General features: G+C 62.2%; 14 protein-coding genes and 1 other RNA gene. All 15 read left to right on the top strand.

Annotated features, from left to right (window positions below):
* Window positions 1-2: 2 nt before the first annotated feature.
* On the top strand, window positions 3-908 hold the full coding sequence (gene rsmI, locus AC0IYH_RS28040) for a 16S rRNA (cytidine(1402)-2'-O)-methyltransferase (protein WP_116629059.1): 906 nt from the start codon (window positions 3-5) through the stop codon (window positions 906-908).
* Window positions 909-1004: 96 nt separating this feature from the next.
* An RNA gene (gene rnpB / locus AC0IYH_RS28035) (RNase P RNA component class A) lies at window positions 1005-1358 on the top strand.
* Between the two features lie 355 nt (window positions 1359-1713).
* A complete protein-coding gene (gene mraZ, locus AC0IYH_RS28030) occupies window positions 1714-2169 on the top strand; it encodes a division/cell wall cluster transcriptional repressor MraZ (RefSeq protein ID WP_003171868.1) in 456 nt (151 codons plus the stop codon).
* Window positions 2166-3113 carry a 16S rRNA (cytosine(1402)-N(4))-methyltransferase RsmH gene (gene rsmH, locus AC0IYH_RS28025; RefSeq protein WP_016974952.1) on the top strand — a complete coding sequence of 316 codons (948 nt, stop codon included), beginning with the start codon at window positions 2166-2168 and terminating at the stop codon, window positions 3111-3113. Before mraZ ends, rsmH begins: the two co-directional genes overlap by 4 nt.
* Window positions 3110-3403, top strand: coding sequence for a cell division protein FtsL (gene ftsL, locus AC0IYH_RS28020; protein WP_003188663.1), 294 nt, complete (start codon window positions 3110-3112; stop codon window positions 3401-3403). The genes rsmH and ftsL overlap by 4 nt, the downstream gene beginning before the upstream one ends.
* Window positions 3403-5145 carry a peptidoglycan D,D-transpeptidase FtsI family protein gene (locus tag AC0IYH_RS28015; protein ID WP_163821439.1) on the top strand — a complete coding sequence of 581 codons (1743 nt, stop codon included), beginning with the start codon at window positions 3403-3405 and terminating at the stop codon, window positions 5143-5145. Before ftsL ends, AC0IYH_RS28015 begins: the two co-directional genes overlap by 1 nt.
* Window positions 5145-6608 carry a UDP-N-acetylmuramoyl-L-alanyl-D-glutamate--2,6-diaminopimelate ligase gene (locus AC0IYH_RS28010; RefSeq protein ID WP_471837268.1) on the top strand — a complete coding sequence of 488 codons (1464 nt, stop codon included), beginning with the start codon at window positions 5145-5147 and terminating at the stop codon, window positions 6606-6608. The genes AC0IYH_RS28015 and AC0IYH_RS28010 overlap by 1 nt, the downstream gene beginning before the upstream one ends.
* Window positions 6601-7971, top strand: coding sequence for a UDP-N-acetylmuramoyl-tripeptide--D-alanyl-D-alanine ligase (locus tag AC0IYH_RS28005; RefSeq protein ID WP_471837267.1), 1371 nt, complete (start codon window positions 6601-6603; stop codon window positions 7969-7971). Before AC0IYH_RS28010 ends, AC0IYH_RS28005 begins: the two co-directional genes overlap by 8 nt.
* On the top strand, window positions 7971-9053 hold the full coding sequence (gene mraY, locus AC0IYH_RS28000; RefSeq protein WP_017738698.1) for a phospho-N-acetylmuramoyl-pentapeptide-transferase: 1083 nt from the start codon (window positions 7971-7973) through the stop codon (window positions 9051-9053). The genes AC0IYH_RS28005 and mraY overlap by 1 nt, the downstream gene beginning before the upstream one ends.
* A gap of 6 nt (window positions 9054-9059) precedes the next feature.
* Window positions 9060-10406: a UDP-N-acetylmuramoyl-L-alanine--D-glutamate ligase gene (gene murD / locus AC0IYH_RS27995; protein ID WP_471837265.1), complete on the top strand. Its 1347-nt coding sequence runs from the start codon at window positions 9060-9062 to the stop codon at window positions 10404-10406.
* Complete coding sequence (ftsW, locus tag AC0IYH_RS27990) at window positions 10403-11626, top strand: putative lipid II flippase FtsW (RefSeq protein ID WP_116629054.1); 1224 nt, start codon at window positions 10403-10405, stop codon at window positions 11624-11626. Before murD ends, ftsW begins: the two co-directional genes overlap by 4 nt.
* A complete protein-coding gene (gene murG / locus AC0IYH_RS27985) occupies window positions 11616-12686 on the top strand; it encodes an undecaprenyldiphospho-muramoylpentapeptide beta-N-acetylglucosaminyltransferase (protein WP_122773718.1) in 1071 nt (356 codons plus the stop codon). Before ftsW ends, murG begins: the two co-directional genes overlap by 11 nt.
* The gene (gene murC / locus AC0IYH_RS27980) at window positions 12679-14124 is read left to right on the top strand and encodes a UDP-N-acetylmuramate--L-alanine ligase (protein WP_116629052.1); all 1446 of its coding nucleotides are present in this window, start codon (window positions 12679-12681) and stop codon (window positions 14122-14124) included. The genes murG and murC overlap by 8 nt, the downstream gene beginning before the upstream one ends.
* The gene (locus AC0IYH_RS27975; RefSeq protein ID WP_471837263.1) at window positions 14121-15077 is read left to right on the top strand and encodes a D-alanine--D-alanine ligase; all 957 of its coding nucleotides are present in this window, start codon (window positions 14121-14123) and stop codon (window positions 15075-15077) included. The genes murC and AC0IYH_RS27975 overlap by 4 nt, the downstream gene beginning before the upstream one ends.
* Window positions 15078-15081: 4 nt before the next feature.
* Window positions 15082-15951, top strand: a complete 870-nt coding sequence (locus tag AC0IYH_RS27970) for a cell division protein FtsQ/DivIB (protein ID WP_116629050.1) — start codon at window positions 15082-15084, stop codon at window positions 15949-15951.
* Window positions 15952-15965 lie beyond the last annotated feature (14 nt).

The raw sequence follows: 15965 nt of genomic DNA, 5'->3' as shown, positions 1-15965 counted from the left end.
CAATGTGCCCTTTGCCAATCATCGAGGTGTGCGTTTTGACTGCTCCAGGTCCTTTGAATTCCACTGCAGGCTCGCTTTTTGTCGTGGCGACGCCCATTGGCAACCTGGACGACATCAGTGCCCGGGCGCTGAAAGTGTTGCGCGACGTTAAATTGATCGCGGCCGAAGACACCCGGCACTCCCAGCGGTTGATGCAGCATTTTGGCATCAGTACGCCATTGGCGGCCTGCCACGAGCACAACGAGCGCGAAGAAGGCAGCCGTTTTATCGTGCGTTTGCTGGCGGGCGATGACGTGGCGCTGATCTCCGATGCGGGCACGCCGCTGATCTCCGACCCCGGCTATCACCTCGTCCGCCAGGCGCGGGCCGCTGGTATCAATGTAGTGCCTGTTCCGGGTGCGTGCGCGCTGATCGCCGCATTGTCGGCGGCGGGCCTGCCGTCGGACCGGTTTATTTTCGAAGGCTTCCTGCCGGCCAAGGCCGTGGGGCGCCGCGCGCGACTTGAGGCGGTAAAGGAAGAACCGCGTACCCTGATCTTCTACGAAGCCCCCCATCGCATTCTCGAATGCCTGCAGGACATGGAGCTGGTCTTCGGCGGCGAGCGTCTGGCGTTGCTGGCCCGTGAAATCACTAAAACCTTCGAGACCCTCAAGGGCCTGCCCTTGGAAGAGTTGCGCGCGTTTGTCGAAGGTGACAGCAACCAGCAGCGCGGTGAGTGTGTGGTGCTGGTGGCGGGCTGGACGGCGCCGGAGAGTGAGGATGCGGTAGGCAGCGAAGCCATGCGCGTGCTGGACCTGTTGCTCAAGGAAATGCCGCTCAAGCGTGCGGCGGCCCTGGCGGCGGAAATTACCGGTGTGCGCAAGAACGTGTTGTATCAAGTCGCGCTGGATAAACAGAAAGGCGAATAGTTCCGGGCTTAAGCCGGTATTCCGTCTGAACGTGATGGCAATGCTGCACTTTTAATACTTGTCCTGAGGCCGCCGTGCCGTTAACCTTCGCGGCGGAGAGTCGATTGGACAGTCGCTGCCCTCTATGAAAATTAGGGGGGGGAGGAAAGTCCGGGCTCCATAGGGCGAAGTGCCAGGTAATGCCTGGGAGGCGTGAGCCTACGGAAAGTGCCACAGAAAATAACCGCCTAAGCACTTCGGTGCCGGTAAGGGTGAAAAGGTGCGGTAAGAGCGCACCGCACGTCTGGCAACAGTTCGTGGCTAGGTAAACCCCACTTGGAGCAAGACCAAATAGGGTCCCAAGGCGTGGCCCGCGCTGGGACCGGGTAGGTTGCTAAAGATGTCCAGTGATGGCCATCGTAGACGAATGACTGTTCAAGACAGAACCCGGCTTACAGATCGACTCTCCACCTTTTTTCCTTTTGTCCGAATCTCGGGCAAAAACCCGGTAGTAACGCAAGAATCCCTCCCTGCCGAATCATTGGCAGATGCATCTTCGTAATACCAAAAAAATCTTACTCTTAATAAATCACTTTAACTTTAAGCCATAGCTCTTTGAGCTATTTGCGCTTGCTGGGCCAAAAACATCGCCGAACTCTGGTTTCTCCTCCGTTTACGCTCCTAAATCTCCGTTCTGTAAGGCTTTTCCTTGAATCCGCGCCTTGACGGTGTGGTGGGCGCATTCCTATAGTGTGCGCAAGTGGCGGAAAGTGGCACAAAGTGGGTTTTTTGAACGTAAAACGCTAAAATTTGGAGAAACGCATCTGTGTTTCGCGGAGCTAACGCTATCAGTCTCGATGCAAAAGGCCGTCTCGCCATGCCGAGCCGGTATCGTGACGAGCTCATTTCGCGAAGTTCCGGGCAGTTAATCATCACCATTGATGCCGTTGACCCTTGTTTGTGTGTTTACCCCCTCGACGAGTGGGAGTTGATTGAAACCAAGTTGCGCGCGCTGCCTTCATTGCGTGAAGAGAACCGCCGTCTCCAGCGTTTGCTGATCGGCAATGCCGTCGACCTCGAGCTCGATGGCAGTGGTCGTTTCCTGGTGCCCCCGCGTTTGCGCGAGTACGCCAAGCTCGATAAGCGCGCAATGCTGGTCGGCCAACTGAACAAGTTCCAATTGTGGGACGAAGATGCCTGGGATGCTGTTTCTGCAGCTGACCTGGCTGCTATTCAACAACCGGGCGCTATGCCTGATGAACTGCGTGATTTGATCCTGTGACTATTGATAGCGGCTTTAACCACATCACCGTACTGCTTGACGAAGCCGTTGAGGCTCTCGCCGTACGCGCGGATGGCTGCTATTTGGATGGCACCTTCGGCAGGGGCGGGCATAGCCGGTTGATACTCAGCCAGCTCGGGTCCGACGGTAAGCTCCTCGGGTTCGACAAAGACCCTCAAGCGATTGCCACCGGGCAAGCGCTAGCGGCCGAAGACGGCCGCTTTGTCGTTGTGCAGCGCAGCTTTGCCGAGCTGGGCGCCGAAGTGGCCGAGCGCGGCATGGCAGGCAAGGTGGCCGGGGTTTTGCTCGACCTTGGCGTGTCTTCGCCGCAGCTTGACGACCCTGAGCGTGGCTTCAGTTTCATGAACGACGGTCCCCTCGACATGCGCATGGACCCGACCCGGGGCATCAGCGCTGCCGAGTTCATCGCCACCGCGCCGCACGAAGAAATCACCCGCGTATTCAAGGAATACGGTGAAGAACGCTTCGCCGGCCGCATGGCCCGTGCCGTGGTCGAGCGCCGCGAGATCCAGCCGTTCGAACGCACCGCCGACCTCGCCGAAGTGCTCAAGGTCGCCAACCCTGCGTGGGAAAAAGGCAAGAACCCGGCGACCCGTGCATTCCAGGGCCTGCGTATTCACGTCAACAACGAATTGGGCGACCTGGAGGCCGGCCTTGAGGCTGCCCTCGAGGCGCTGGAAGTCGGCGGTCGCCTGGTGGTGATCAGCTTCCACTCCCTGGAAGACCGCATCGTCAAACTGTTCATGCGTCGTCTGGTCAAGGGTGAGTCCGACAACCTGCCGCGCAACCTGCCGGTGCGTTTCGAAGCCTTTGTGCCGAAAATCAAAATCCATGGCAAAGCGCAGTTCGCTTCCGAAGCCGAACTCAAGGCCAACCCACGTTCCCGTAGCGCCGTCATGCGCGTCGCGGAGAAGTTGCGGTGAGCAAGCTTTTCGCCAAGCCCCTGCCGGGCGGCAGCTTCTTTATGTTGCTGCTGTTTGTCGGCGTGCTGGTGTCCGCGATTGCGGTGTCTTACAGCGCCCACTGGAACCGCCAGCTACTCAATACCCTGTACGGGGAATTGAGCGTGCGCGATAAGGCGCAGGCGGAATGGGGTCGGCTGATCCTGGAGCAAAGCACCTGGACGGCCCACAGCCGTATCGAAGTGCTGGCCACCGAACAGCTGAAAATGCACATCCCTGGCGCGGCCGAAGTCCGCATGGTGGCGCCATGATGAAACTCGAAGGCGCACTTTACCCATGGCGTTTCCGCCTGGTGCTCGGCTTGCTGGCACTGATGGTGGGTGCGATCGCCTGGCGCATTGTCGACCTGCAGGTGGTCGACCGCGACTTCCTGATCGGCGAGGGCAATGCCCGTAGCCTGCGACATATTCCGATTCCTGCGCACCGCGGCCTGATCACCGACCGTAACGGCGAGCCTCTGGCCGTGAGCACCCCGGTGACCACCCTGTGGGCCAATGCCAAGGAACTGCAGGTGGCCAAGGACAAGTGGCCGGCACTCGCCGCTGCCCTTGGTCAGGACCCTAAGGCTCTGTCCGAACGTCTGGAAGCCCAGGCCAACAAAGAATTCATCTACCTGGTTCGCGGCCTCACGCCTGAACAAGGCCAGCAAGTGCTCGACCTTAAAGTCCCCGGTGTCTACGGCATCGAGGAGTTCCGCCGTTTCTACCCGGCCGGTGAAACCACCGCGCACATGGTCGGCTTTACCGACATCGATGACCACGGCCGTGAAGGTGTGGAACTGGCCTACGACGAATGGCTGGCCGGGGTTCCCGGCAAACGACAAGTCATCAAGGATCGGCGCGGCAGGTTGATCAAGGATGTCCAGGTCACCAAAAACGCCAAGGCCGGTAAGCCCTTGGCGTTGTCGATTGACCTGCGCCTGCAGTACCTGGCCAACCGCGAGCTGCGCAACGCGATCATCGAGAACGGCGCCAAGGCTGGCAGCCTGGTGATCATGGACGTGAAGACCGGCGAGATCCTCGCCATGGTCAACCAGCCGACCTACAACCCGAACAACCGTCGCAACCTGCAACCGGCGATGATGCGCAACCGCGCGATGATCGACGTGTTCGAGCCGGGTTCGACCATGAAAGCCATCTCCATGAGTGCCGCCCTGGAAACCGGGCGCTGGAAGCCCAGCGACAAGGTCGAGGTCTACCCGGGCACCTTGCAGTTGGGCAAATACACCATTCGTGACGTATCCCGCACCGAAGGCCCGGTGCTGGATCTGACAGGTATCCTGATCAACTCCAGTAACGTGGGCATGAGTAAGGTCGCCTTCGATATCGGCGGCGAAACCATCTACCACCTTGCGCAAAAAATCGGCCTGGGCCAACCCACCGGCCTCGATTTCCCAGGCGAGCGCGTGGGCAATTTGCCGAACTATCGCGACTGGAAAAAAGCCGAGACCGCCACGCTTTCCTACGGCTACGGCCTGTCGGTGACCGCGATCCAGCTGGCCCATGCTTTCTCTGTATTGGCCAATAACGGGCGCATGGTTCCGTTGAGCCTGATCCACGTCGACGAGGCACCGAAAGCGACCCAGGTGATCCCGGAAAACGTCGCCAAGACCATGCAAGGCATGCTGCAACAAGTGATCGAAGCGCCGCGCGGTGTGTTCCGCGCCCAGGTGCCGGCGTATCACGTGGCGGGCAAGTCGGGTACCGCCCGTAAGACGTCGGTCGGCACCAAGGGTTATGCGGAAAATTCCTATCGCTCGCTGTTCGCCGGTTTCGGTCCAATGAGCGACCCACGCTACGCCATCGTCGTAGTGATCGATGAACCGAGTAAAGCGGGCTACTTCGGTGGCCTGGTATCGGCGCCGGTGTTCAGCAAAGTGATGTCCGGCACCCTGCGCCTGATGAACATCACGCCGGACAACCTGCCGCCGACCCAACAAGCGAATGCCGGCCCACCGGCCGCTGCTGTCAAAGCCAATGGAGGGCGCGGCTGATGTCTCTTAGCCTGAACAAGATTTTCGCCCACGCCGGCCGCGATCTGCTGATTCGCGAGTTGAGCCTGGACAGCCGCAATGTACGCGCCGGCGACCTGTTCCTCGCGGTACCGGGCGGCAAGTACGACGGTCGTGCACACATCGCCGACGCCCTGCAACGCGGTGCGGCGGCTGTGGCCTATGAAGTGGAAGGCGCCACCGTGCTGCCGATCACCGATGTGCCGATGATTCCGGTCAAGGGTTTGGCCAAGCAACTGTCAGACATCGCCGGGCGCTTCTATGGCGACCCGAGCCGCCACCTCAACCTGGTGGGCGTTACCGGCACCAACGGCAAGACCAGCGTGACCCAACTGGTCGCCCAGGCCCTTGACCTGCTGGGCCAGCATTGCGGCATTGTCGGCACCCTGGGCACCGGTTTTTATGGCGCGCTGGAAAGCGGCCTGCACACCACGCCGAACCCCATCGCCGTGCAAGCGACCCTGGCCGACCTGAAAAAGGCCGGTGCCAAGGCGGTTGCCATGGAAGTGTCGTCCCACGGCCTGGACCAGGGCCGCGTGACCGCGCTGGCGTTCGATGTGGCGGTGATGACCAACCTGTCCCGCGACCACCTCGACTACCACGGCACCATGGAGGCGTACGCCGCCGCCAAGGCCAAGCTGTTTGCCTGGAATGACCTGAAATGCCGGGTGGTGAACCTCGACGATGAGTTCGGTCGCCAGCTGGCTGCCGAAGACAGCGAAGCGCGCCTGATTACCTACAGCCTCAAAGATTCCAGCGCCTACCTGTATTGCCGCGAAGCCCAGTTCAACGACGAAGGCGTGCGCGCCACGCTGGTTACGCCCCAGGGCGAACACCATTTGCGCAGCACCTTGCTGGGGCGTTTCAACCTGAGCAACCTGCTGGCCGCCATTGGCGCTTTGCTCGGCCTGGATTACGCCCTCGACGAAATCCTGCGTGTGCTGCCCAAGCTCGAAGGCCCGGCCGGGCGCATGCAGCGCCTGGGTGGAGGCACACAGCCGCTGGTAGTGGTCGACTACGCCCACACGCCGGACGCCCTGGAAAAAGTCCTCGAAGCCCTGCGCCCGCACGCCAAGGGCAAGTTGCTGTGCCTGTTTGGCTGTGGCGGTGATCGCGATCGCGGTAAGCGCCCGCTGATGGCCGAGATCGTCGAGCGTCTGGCCGATGGCGTGCTCGTCACCGACGACAACCCGCGCAGCGAAGCGCCGAGCCAGATTTTCGACGACATCCGCGTCGGCTTCAAAGACGCGTCCAAGGTCACGTTTGTGGCGGGTCGCGGCGCTGCCATTGCCCAACTGATCGCCAGCGCCAGCGCCGACGACGTGGTGGTACTGGCCGGCAAGGGCCACGAGGACTACCAGGAAATCAACGGCGAACGCCATGCGTTCTCCGATCTGGTCGAGGCCGATCACGCCCTGACTGCCTGGGAGGTCGCTCATGCTTAAAGCGATGAAGTTCAGCGAACTGACCCAGGCGCTGTCGGCCCGCGTACTGTCGGGCGATTGCAGCTTCGATGGCGTGAGTATCGACAGCCGCAACATCAAGCCGGGCCAATTGTTTGTGGCGCTGGCCGGGCCGCGTTTCGACGGCCACGACTACCTTAATGACGTCGCCGCCAAAGGCGCCGTGGGTGCCCTGGTGCAGCGCGAAGTGGCGGACTCCACCTTGCCGCAGCTGCTGGTCGCCGACACCCGCCTGGCCCTCGGCCAACTGGGCGCGCTGAACCGTGCTGCCTTTGACAAGCCGGTTGCAGCCATCACCGGCTCCAGCGGCAAAACCACAGTCAAGGAACTGCTCGCCGGCGTCCTGCGCACGCGCGGGCCGGTGCTGGCCACTCGTGGCAACCTGAACAATGATTTCGGGGCACCGCTGACTCTGCTCGAACTGGCCCCGGAACACACGGCGGCCGTGATCGAGCTGGGTGCCTCGCGCATCGGCGAAATCGCCTACACCGTGGCGCTGACCAAGCCCCACGTGGCAATCATCAACAATGCCGGTACCGCCCATGTCGGCGAGTTCGGTGGCCCGGAAAAAATCGTCGAAGCCAAGGGCGAAATCCTTGAAGGTCTCGATGCGTCGGGCACGGCGGTATTGAACCTCGACGACAAAGCCTTCGAGACCTGGCGTGTACGCGCTGCCGGGCGCAAGGTGCTGACGTTTGCCGTGCTGAATGCGGCGGCTGATTTTCACGCCTCCGACATCACGGTGGATGCCCGTGGTTGCCCGTCCTTTACCTTGCACACCCCGCAAGGCAGTGAGCACGTGCAGTTGAACCTGCTGGGCAACCATAACGTCGCCAACGCCTTGGCCGCTGCCGCTGCTGCATACGCCCTGGGCGTGTCGCTGTTCGGTATCGCCACCGGGCTTGGCGCGGTGCAGCCGGTCAAGGGCCGCACGGTCGCGCAACTGGCGACCAATGGCATGCGCGTGATCGATGACACCTACAACGCCAACCCGTCTTCTATCAATGCCGCCGTCGACCTGCTCAAAGGTTTTGCCGGGCGCAAGGTGCTGGTGTTGGGCGATATCGGCGAATTGGGCGACTGGGCCGAGCAAGGCCATCGCGAAGTCGGCGCCTATGCGGCCGGCAAGGTCGACGCCCTCTACGCCGTTGGAACCAACATGGCTCACGCCGTCGCGGCGTTCGGCCCAGGTGCGCAGCACTTCGCCACCCAGGCCGAGCTTATCCAGGCGCTGACGGCAGCTGAACACGACAAACACACAACCATTTTGATCAAGGGATCGCGCAGCGCGGTGATGGAAAACGTCGTCGCGGCCTTGTGTGGCTCAAGTACGGAGAAACATTAATGCTGCTGCTGCTGGCTGAGTATCTGCAACAGTTCCACAAAGGCTTCGCGGTCTTTCAGTACCTGACCCTGCGCGGGATCCTGGGTGTGCTGACCGCGCTGTCTCTGTCGCTGTTTTTAGGGCCGTGGATGATCCGCACCCTGCAGAACCTGCAAATTGGTCAATCGGTTCGTAATGACGGCCCGCAGTCGCACCTGTCCAAGTCCGGCACTCCGACCATGGGCGGCGCGCTGATCCTGTCGTCCATCGGCATCAGCACCTTGCTGTGGGCCGACCTGCACAACCGCTACGTGTGGACCGTGCTGCTGGTCACCCTGTTGTTCGGCGCCATTGGCTGGGTCGATGATTACCGCAAGGTGATCGAGAAAAACTCCAAGGGCTTGCCAAGCCGCTGGAAATATTTCTGGCAGTCGGTGTTCGGCCTCGGCGCGGCGATTTTCCTGTTCATGACCGCGCCAAGCGCAGTCGAAACCACCTTGATCATCCCGATGCTCAAGGACGCCAGCATTCCACTGGGCGTCGGCTTCGTGGTGCTGACCTACTTCGTGATCGTCGGCTCGAGCAACGCGGTGAACCTCACCGACGGCCTCGACGGCCTGGCGATCATGCCGACGGTGATGGTGGGCGGCGCGCTCGGCATCTTCTGCTACCTGTCGGGTAACGTGAAATTCGCCGAATACCTGCTGATCCCCTATGTACCGGGCGCGGGTGAGTTGATTGTGTTCTGCGGCGCGCTGATCGGTGCCGGCCTGGGGTTCCTGTGGTTCAACACTTACCCCGCGCAAGTCTTCATGGGCGACGTCGGCGCCCTGGCGCTGGGCGCAGCCCTGGGCACCATCGCGGTGATCGTTCGCCAGGAAATCGTGCTGTTCATCATGGGCGGTGTGTTCGTGATGGAAACCCTGTCGGTGGTCATCCAGGTGGCTTCCTTCAAATTGACCGGGCGCCGCGTGTTTCGCATGGCGCCGATTCACCACCACTTTGAACTCAAGGGCTGGCCCGAGCCGCGTGTGATCGTCCGTTTCTGGATCATCACCGTGATTCTGGTACTGGTCGGCCTTGCCACCCTGAAACTGAGGTAGAAACGAGTGTCCCTGATCGCTTCAGACCACTTCCGCATCGTTGTCGGCCTCGGCAAGAGCGGCATGTCCCTGGTTCGCTTCCTTGCGAACCGGGGCAAGCCGTTTGCCGTGGCCGACACGCGGGAAAATCCACCGGAGCTGGTCACGCTGCGCCGTGACTACCCGCACGTGGAAGTGCGTTGTGGCGAGTTGGATGTCGAGTTTCTGTGCCGCGCCGATGAGCTCTACGTGAGCCCCGGCCTGGCCCTGGCGACACCGGCCCTGCAAGCGGCGGCGGCGCGTGGCGTGAAGCTGTCGGGCGATATCGACCTGTTCGCGCGTAACGCGAAGGCGCCGATTGTGGCCATCAGTGGTTCCAATGCGAAAAGCACCGTGACCACCCTGGTCGGCGAGATGGCGGTTGCGGCCGGCAAGCGCGTGGCCGTGGGCGGCAACCTCGGCACGCCGGCGCTGGATCTGCTCAGCGACGACGTCGAGCTGTACGTGATGGAACTGTCGAGCTTCCAGCTGGAAACCACCCACGACCTCGGCGCCGAAGTGGCCACCGTGTTGAACGTGAGTGAAGACCACATGGACCGCTACAGCGGCCTGCCGGCCTATCACCTGGCCAAGCACCGGATCTTCCGTGGCGCCAAGCAATTTGTAGTCAACCGCCAGGACGCCCTGAGCCGTCCACTGATGGGCGAGGGCATGCCGTGCTGGACCTTCGGTCTGGGCAAGCCGGATTTCAAAGCGTTTGGTATTCGCGAAGAGAACGGCGAGAAATACCTGGCCTTCGAATTCCAGAACCTGATGCCGGTGCGCGAGCTGAAAATCCGTGGCGCGCATAACCAATCCAACGCCCTTGCGGCCTTGGCGCTGGGGCATGCCGTGGGCCTGCCATTCGACGCCATGCTGTCGAGCCTGCGCACCTTCGGCGGCCTTGAGCATCGCTGCCAATGGGTGCGCGACCTCGAGGGCGTGAGCTATTACAACGATTCCAAGGCCACCAACGTGGGCGCCGCATTGGCCGCCATCGAAGGCCTGGGCGCCGATATCGACGGCAAGCTGGTACTGATCGCCGGTGGCGACGGCAAGGGCGCCGACTTCAAGGACCTTAAAGGCCCGGTGGCGGCCCATTGCCGCGCCGTGGTGTTGATGGGCCGAGACGCCGACCTGATCGCCGCCGCCCTCGGCGACGCCGTGCCGCAAGTGCGTGCCACCTCCCTGGACGATGCGATCGCCCAGTGCAAGGCCCTGGCCCAGCCCGGCGATGCGGTGCTGCTGTCGCCGGCCTGCGCCAGTTTCGACATGTTCAAGAACTACGAAGAGCGCGGCCAGTTGTTCGCCCGCGCCGTGGAGGGCTTGGCATGAACCTCAATCTCAGAAACATCATCAAGCCGTACCCGTCGCCGATCATCACCGGGCGCGGTATCGACCTGGATTTCCCGATGCTCGCCGGTTGCCTCGCGCTGCTGGGCCTGGGCCTGGTGATGATCACCTCGGCGTCGTCCGAAGTGGCCGCCGTGCAGTCGGGCAATACCCTGTACATGATGATCCGCCACCTGGTGTACCTGGTGATCGGCCTCGGCGCGTGCATCGTCACCATGATGATCCCCATCGCCACCTGGCAACGCCTGGGTTGGCTGATGCTGATCGGTGCGTTCGGTTTGCTGATCATGGTGATCCTGCCCGGCATCGGCCGCGAGGTGAACGGTTCGATGCGCTGGATCGGCTTCGGCGCGTTCAACGTGCAGCCGTCGGAAATCGCCAAGGTGTTCGTGGTGATCTACCTCGCGGGCTACCTGGTACGACGTCAGAAAGAAGTGCGCGAAAGCTGGATGGGTTTTTTCAAGCCGTTCATCGTGCTGCTGCCCATGGCCGGCCTGTTGCTGATGGAGCCCGACTTCGGTGCCACCGTGGTGATGATGGGTGCCGCTGCCGCGATGCTGTTCCTCGGCGGCGTAGGCCTGTTCCGCTTTGCCTTGATGGTCGGGCTGGCGGTCGCCGCCGTGACCATCCTGGTGCAGGCGCAACCCTACCGGATGGCGCGTTTGATCACCTTCACCGACCCCTGGTCCGACCAGTTCGGTTCCGGCTACCAGTTGACCCAGGCGTTGATCGCCTTCGGTCGCGGCGAGTGGCTGGGCGTGGGCCTGGGCAACAGCGTGCAGAAGCAGTTCTACCTGCCGGAAGCGCACACCGACTTCGTGTTCTCGGTACTTGCCGAAGAACTCGGCGTGGTTGGTTCGCTGTGCACCGTCGCGCTGTTCGTGTTTGTGTGTGTACGCGGCATGTACATCGGCATGTGGGCCGAAAAGGCCAAACAGTATTTCGCCGCGTATGTGGCGTACGGCTTGTCGTTCCTGTGGATCGGCCAGTTCCTGATCAACATCGGTGTGAACGTCGGCCTGCTGCCGACCAAGGGCCTGACCTTGCCGTTCCTCAGTTACGGCGGCAGCTCGTTGGTGATTTGCTGCGCCTGCCTGGGCTTGTTGCTGCGCATCGAGTGGGAGAGTCGAACCCACCTGGGCAGCGAAGAGATGGAGTTCAGCGAAAGCGACTTCGCCGAGGAGCCGACCCATGGGCGCTAACGTGCTGATCATGGCCGGCGGCACCGGGGGCCACGTGTTCCCGGCCCTGGCTTGCGCCCGCGAATTCCAGAACCGTGGCTACACCGTGCACTGGTTAGGCACGCCGCGTGGCATTGAAAACGAGTTGGTGCCGAATGCCGGCTTGCCGCTGCACCTGATCAACGTCACCGGCCTGCGTGGCAAGGGCAAGTTGTCCCTGCTCAAGGCGCCGTTCGTGTTGCTCAAGGCGGTATGGCAGGCGCGCAAGGTCATCCGTGAATTGCAGCCGGTGTGTGTGCTCGGCTTTGGCGGTTATGTGACCGGCCCCGGTGGCGTTGCGGCCAGGCTCGCCGGCGTGCCGGTGATCGTGCACGAACAGAACGCCGTCGCCGGCACCGCGAACCGCTTGCTGGTGCCGTTGGCAGCGCGCGTGTGTGAAGCCTTCCCGAATACGTTTGCCGCCTCGGACAAACGCCGCACCACCGGCAACCCGGTGCGCACCGAGCTGTTTATGGACATCGCGCGCCAGCCCCTGGCCGGGCGCAAGGCGCATCTGCTGATCCTGGGCGGAAGCCTGGGCGCAGAGCCGTTGAACAAATTGCTGCCGGAAGCGGTGGCGCAACTCCCCGAGGAATTGCGCCCGGAGATCTTCCATCAGGCCGGCAAGAACCACGATGAAATCACCGCCACGCGTTACCGCGAAGCCGGTGTGGCAGCCAATGTGCAGCCCTTCATCAAAGACATGGCCCATGCCTATGGCTGGGCCGACCTGGTGGTCTGTCGCGCTGGTGCGCTGACCGTCAGTGAACTGGCCGCCGCCGGTCTGCCGTCCTTGCTGGTGCCTTTGCCCCATGCGATCGACGATCACCAGACCCGCAACGCCGAATATTTGGCCGGGGAGGGCGCTGCCTTCCTGCTGCCGCAAAGAACGACTGGCGCCGCCGATTTGGCCGCACGCCTGACCGAGGTTTTGATGCAACCGGAACGACTCAACAGCATGGCGAGCACCGCAAGCCGCCTGGCCAAACCTGACGCAACCCGCACCGTGGTCGATATCTGCCTGGAGGTGGCCCATGGTTGAGAATCAGAAAGCCATGCCGCAACCCGAGATGCGCCGCATCCGCCGTATCCACTTCGTCGGTATTGGCGGCGTGGGCATGTGCGGGATTGCTGAAGTGTTGCTGAACCTGGGCTACCAGGTGTCCGGCTCGGACTTGAAAGAGTCGCCGGTCACTGATCGCCTCAAGTCTTTTGGCGCGCAGATTTTCATCGGCCACCGCGCCGAGAACGCCGCCGAGGCTGATGTACTCGTGGTCTCCAGCGCCGTGAACACCTCCAACCCGGAAGTGGCCACTGCCCTTGAACGCCGCATTCCCGTGGTGCCGCGCGCCGAAATGCTCGCCGAGCTGATGCGTTATCGCCACGGCATCGCCGTTGCCGGTACCCACGGCAAAACCACCACCACCAGCCTGATCGCCTCGGTGTTCGCCGCCGGTGGCCTGGACCCGACGTTCGTCATCGGTGGCCGTCTGAATGCAGCCGGCACCAATGCCCAGCTCGGCACCAGCCGCTACCTGATCGCCGAAGCCGATGAAAGTGACGCGAGCTTCCTGCACCTGCAACCGCTGGTCGCCGTCGTCACCAACATCGACGAAGACCACATGGCGACCTACGACGGTGACTTCAACAAGTTGAAGAAAACCTTCGTCGAGTTCCTGCACAACCTGCCGTTCTACGGTTTGGCCGTGGTGTGCCTGGACGACCCGGTGGTGCGTGAGATCCTGCCACAAGTCAAACGCCCGACCGTGACCTACGGCTTCAGCGAAGACGCCGACGTGCGCGCGATCAATGTGCGCCAGGAAGGCATGCAAACCTTCTTCACCGTGCTGCGCCCTGACCGCGAGCCGCTGGATGTGTCGGTAAATATGCCGGGCAACCACAACGTCTTGAATTCCCTGGCGACCATCTGCATCGCTTCCGACGAAGGCGTCAGCGATGAAGCCATCGTCGAGGGCCTGTCGCGCTTTGCCGGTGTGGGCCGTCGCTTCCAGGTCTACGGCCAACTGCCGGTCGAAGGCGGTGACGTGATGCTGGTGGACGACTACGGTCACCACCCCACCGAAGTCGCAGCCGTGATCAAGGCCGTGCGCGGTGGCTGGCCGGAGCGCCGCCTGGTGATGGTTTACCAGCCGCACCGCTACAGCCGCACCCGCGATTTGTACGACGATTTCGTCAATGTATTGGCCGATGCCAACGTGCTGTTGCTGATGGAGGTCTACCCGGCCGGGGAAGAACCGATCCCGGGCGCCGACAGCCGCAAGCTGTGCAACAGCATCCGTCAGCGTGGCCAGTTGGACCCGATCTACATCGAGCGTGGTGTGGACCTGGCGCCGATCGTCAAGCCGCTGCTGCGCGCCGGTGACATCCTGCTGTGCCAGGGCGCCGGTGACATCGGTGGCCTCGCGCCCAAGTTGCTGGCGAGCCCGCTCTTTGCTGCGGCCAAGGGGAAGTCGAAATGATCACTGACTACGCCTTCCTGATTTCCACAATTGCACCCGCCGACTTCGGCCGCGTGGCGGTGTTGTTCGGCGGCAAGAGCGCTGAGCGCGAAGTGTCGCTCAAGTCCGGCAATGCCGTGCTCGAAGCCCTGCAAAGCGCCGGCGTGAACGCGTTCGGCATCGACGTGGGCGATGATTTCCTCGCCCGCCTGCAGGCCGAAAAAATCGACCGCGCCTTCATCATCCTCCACGGCCGTGGCGGTGAAGACGGCAGCATGCAAGGCCTGCTGGAATGCGCCGGCATCCCTTATACCGGCAGCGGCATCCTGGCTTCCGCGCTGGCGATGGACAAGCTGCGCACCAAGCAGGTGTGGCACAGCCTGGGCATTCCAACCCCGCGTCACAGCGTGCTGTGCAGCGAAGACGATTGTATTTCTGCAGCCAAGGAACTGGGCCTGCCTTTGATCGTCAAACCTGCCCATGAAGGCTCCAGTATCGGCATGGCTAAAGTGAACTCGGCCGCCGAATTGATCGACGCATGGAAAGCGGCAAGTACCTACGATTCGCAAGTGTTGGTGGAACAGTGGATCCAGGGTCCCGAGTACACCATCGCCACCCTGCGTGGCCAGGTTTTGCCGCCTATCGCATTGGGCACGCCCCACACCTTTTACGACTACGACGCCAAGTACGTGGCTTCCGATACCCAGTACCGGATCCCGTGCGGCCTCGACGCAGCCAAGGAACACGAATTGATGGACCTCACGGCGAAAGCCTGTGAGGCGCTGGGTATCGCCGGTTGGGCACGGGCAGACGTGATGCAGGATGACCAGGGGAATTTCTGGTTCCTGGAAGTCAACACTGCACCGGGCATGACCGACCACAGCCTGGTACCTATGGCAGCCCGTGCCGCCGGTCTGGATTTCCAGCAGTTGGTGCTGGCGATTCTGGCGGCAAGCATTGAGCCAAGAGGCTAAGCACATGAACGGCGCATCGCTTCGTCATCAGCAACCCCCAGCACCCGGCCGCAAGCCGGTGCCACGGGGTGCCAGCCGCATGGTGGCTAAAGAGCCGATGTCGGCGCGCCTGCCGAAAGCCAACTTTGGTTTTATCAAAGCGCTGTTCTGGCCGGTGCTGCTGGTGGTGCTGGGTTTCGGTACGTATGAAGGCGCCCAGCGTCTGTTGCCGTATGCCGACCGGCCGATCACCAAGATCAGCGTGCAGGGCGACTTGAGCTACATCAGCCAGCAAGCGGTGCAGCAGCGCATTGGCCCGTACCTGGCCGCGAGCTTCTTCACCATCGACCTGGCCGGCATGCGCTCGGAGCTGGAGCAGATGCCGTGGATCGCCCACGCCGAAGTCCGGCGTGTATGGCCGGACCAGGTGACGATCCGCCTGGAAGAGCAACTGCCCGTGGCCCGTTGGGGCGACGAAGCGCTGTTGAACAACCAGGGCCAGGCGTTCACCCCGCGTGAGCTGGCCAACTATGAGCACCTGCCGCAGCTGTTCGGGCCGCAGCGGGCGCAGCAGCAAGTGATGCAGCAGTACCAGGCCTTGAGCCAGATGCTGCGGCCACTGGGCTTCTCCATTGCACGCCTGGAACTGCGTGAACGGGGCAGCTGGTTTTTGACGACCGGGGCAGGCAGTTCCGGCCCGGGCATCCAGTTGTTGCTTGGACGCGACCGCTTGGTGGAAAAGATGCGCCGCTTTATTGCCATCTATGACAAGACCTTGAAAGAACAGATTACGAACATTGCGAGCGTCGACCTGCGTTACGCCAACGGCCTTGCCGTCGGCTGGCGTGAACCGGCTGCGCCCACGGCAGCGCAACCCGCTGTCGCGAAGAATTAAGAAGAGGCAGGACC

The sequence above is a fragment of the Pseudomonas sp. AC463 genome, from assembly GCF_979253585.1.
Note: the sequence above shows the minus strand (reverse complement) of the source record. Positions and strands in the feature narration are given on the sequence as shown.

What these genes read in the sequence shown, in the direction of transcription:
- rsmI (WP_116629059.1), top strand. Translation starts at nt 3, where the DNA reads ATGTGCCCTTTGCCAATCATCGAGGTGTGCGTTTTGACTGCTCCAGGT.
- AC0IYH_RS28015 (WP_163821439.1), top strand. Translation starts at nt 3,403, where the DNA reads ATGAAACTCGAAGGCGCACTTTACCCATGGCGTTTCCGCCTGGTGCTC.
- AC0IYH_RS28010 (WP_471837268.1), top strand. Translation starts at nt 5,145, where the DNA reads ATGTCTCTTAGCCTGAACAAGATTTTCGCCCACGCCGGCCGCGATCTG.
- AC0IYH_RS28005 (WP_471837267.1), top strand. Translation starts at nt 6,601, where the DNA reads ATGCTTAAAGCGATGAAGTTCAGCGAACTGACCCAGGCGCTGTCGGCC.
- mraY (WP_017738698.1), top strand. Translation starts at nt 7,971, where the DNA reads ATGCTGCTGCTGCTGGCTGAGTATCTGCAACAGTTCCACAAAGGCTTC.
- ftsW (WP_116629054.1), top strand. Translation starts at nt 10,403, where the DNA reads ATGAACCTCAATCTCAGAAACATCATCAAGCCGTACCCGTCGCCGATC.
- murG (WP_122773718.1), top strand. Translation starts at nt 11,616, where the DNA reads ATGGGCGCTAACGTGCTGATCATGGCCGGCGGCACCGGGGGCCACGTG.
- murC (WP_116629052.1), top strand. Translation starts at nt 12,679, where the DNA reads ATGGTTGAGAATCAGAAAGCCATGCCGCAACCCGAGATGCGCCGCATC.
- AC0IYH_RS27975 (WP_471837263.1), top strand. Translation starts at nt 14,121, where the DNA reads ATGATCACTGACTACGCCTTCCTGATTTCCACAATTGCACCCGCCGAC.
- AC0IYH_RS27970 (WP_116629050.1), top strand. Translation starts at nt 15,082, where the DNA reads ATGAACGGCGCATCGCTTCGTCATCAGCAACCCCCAGCACCCGGCCGC.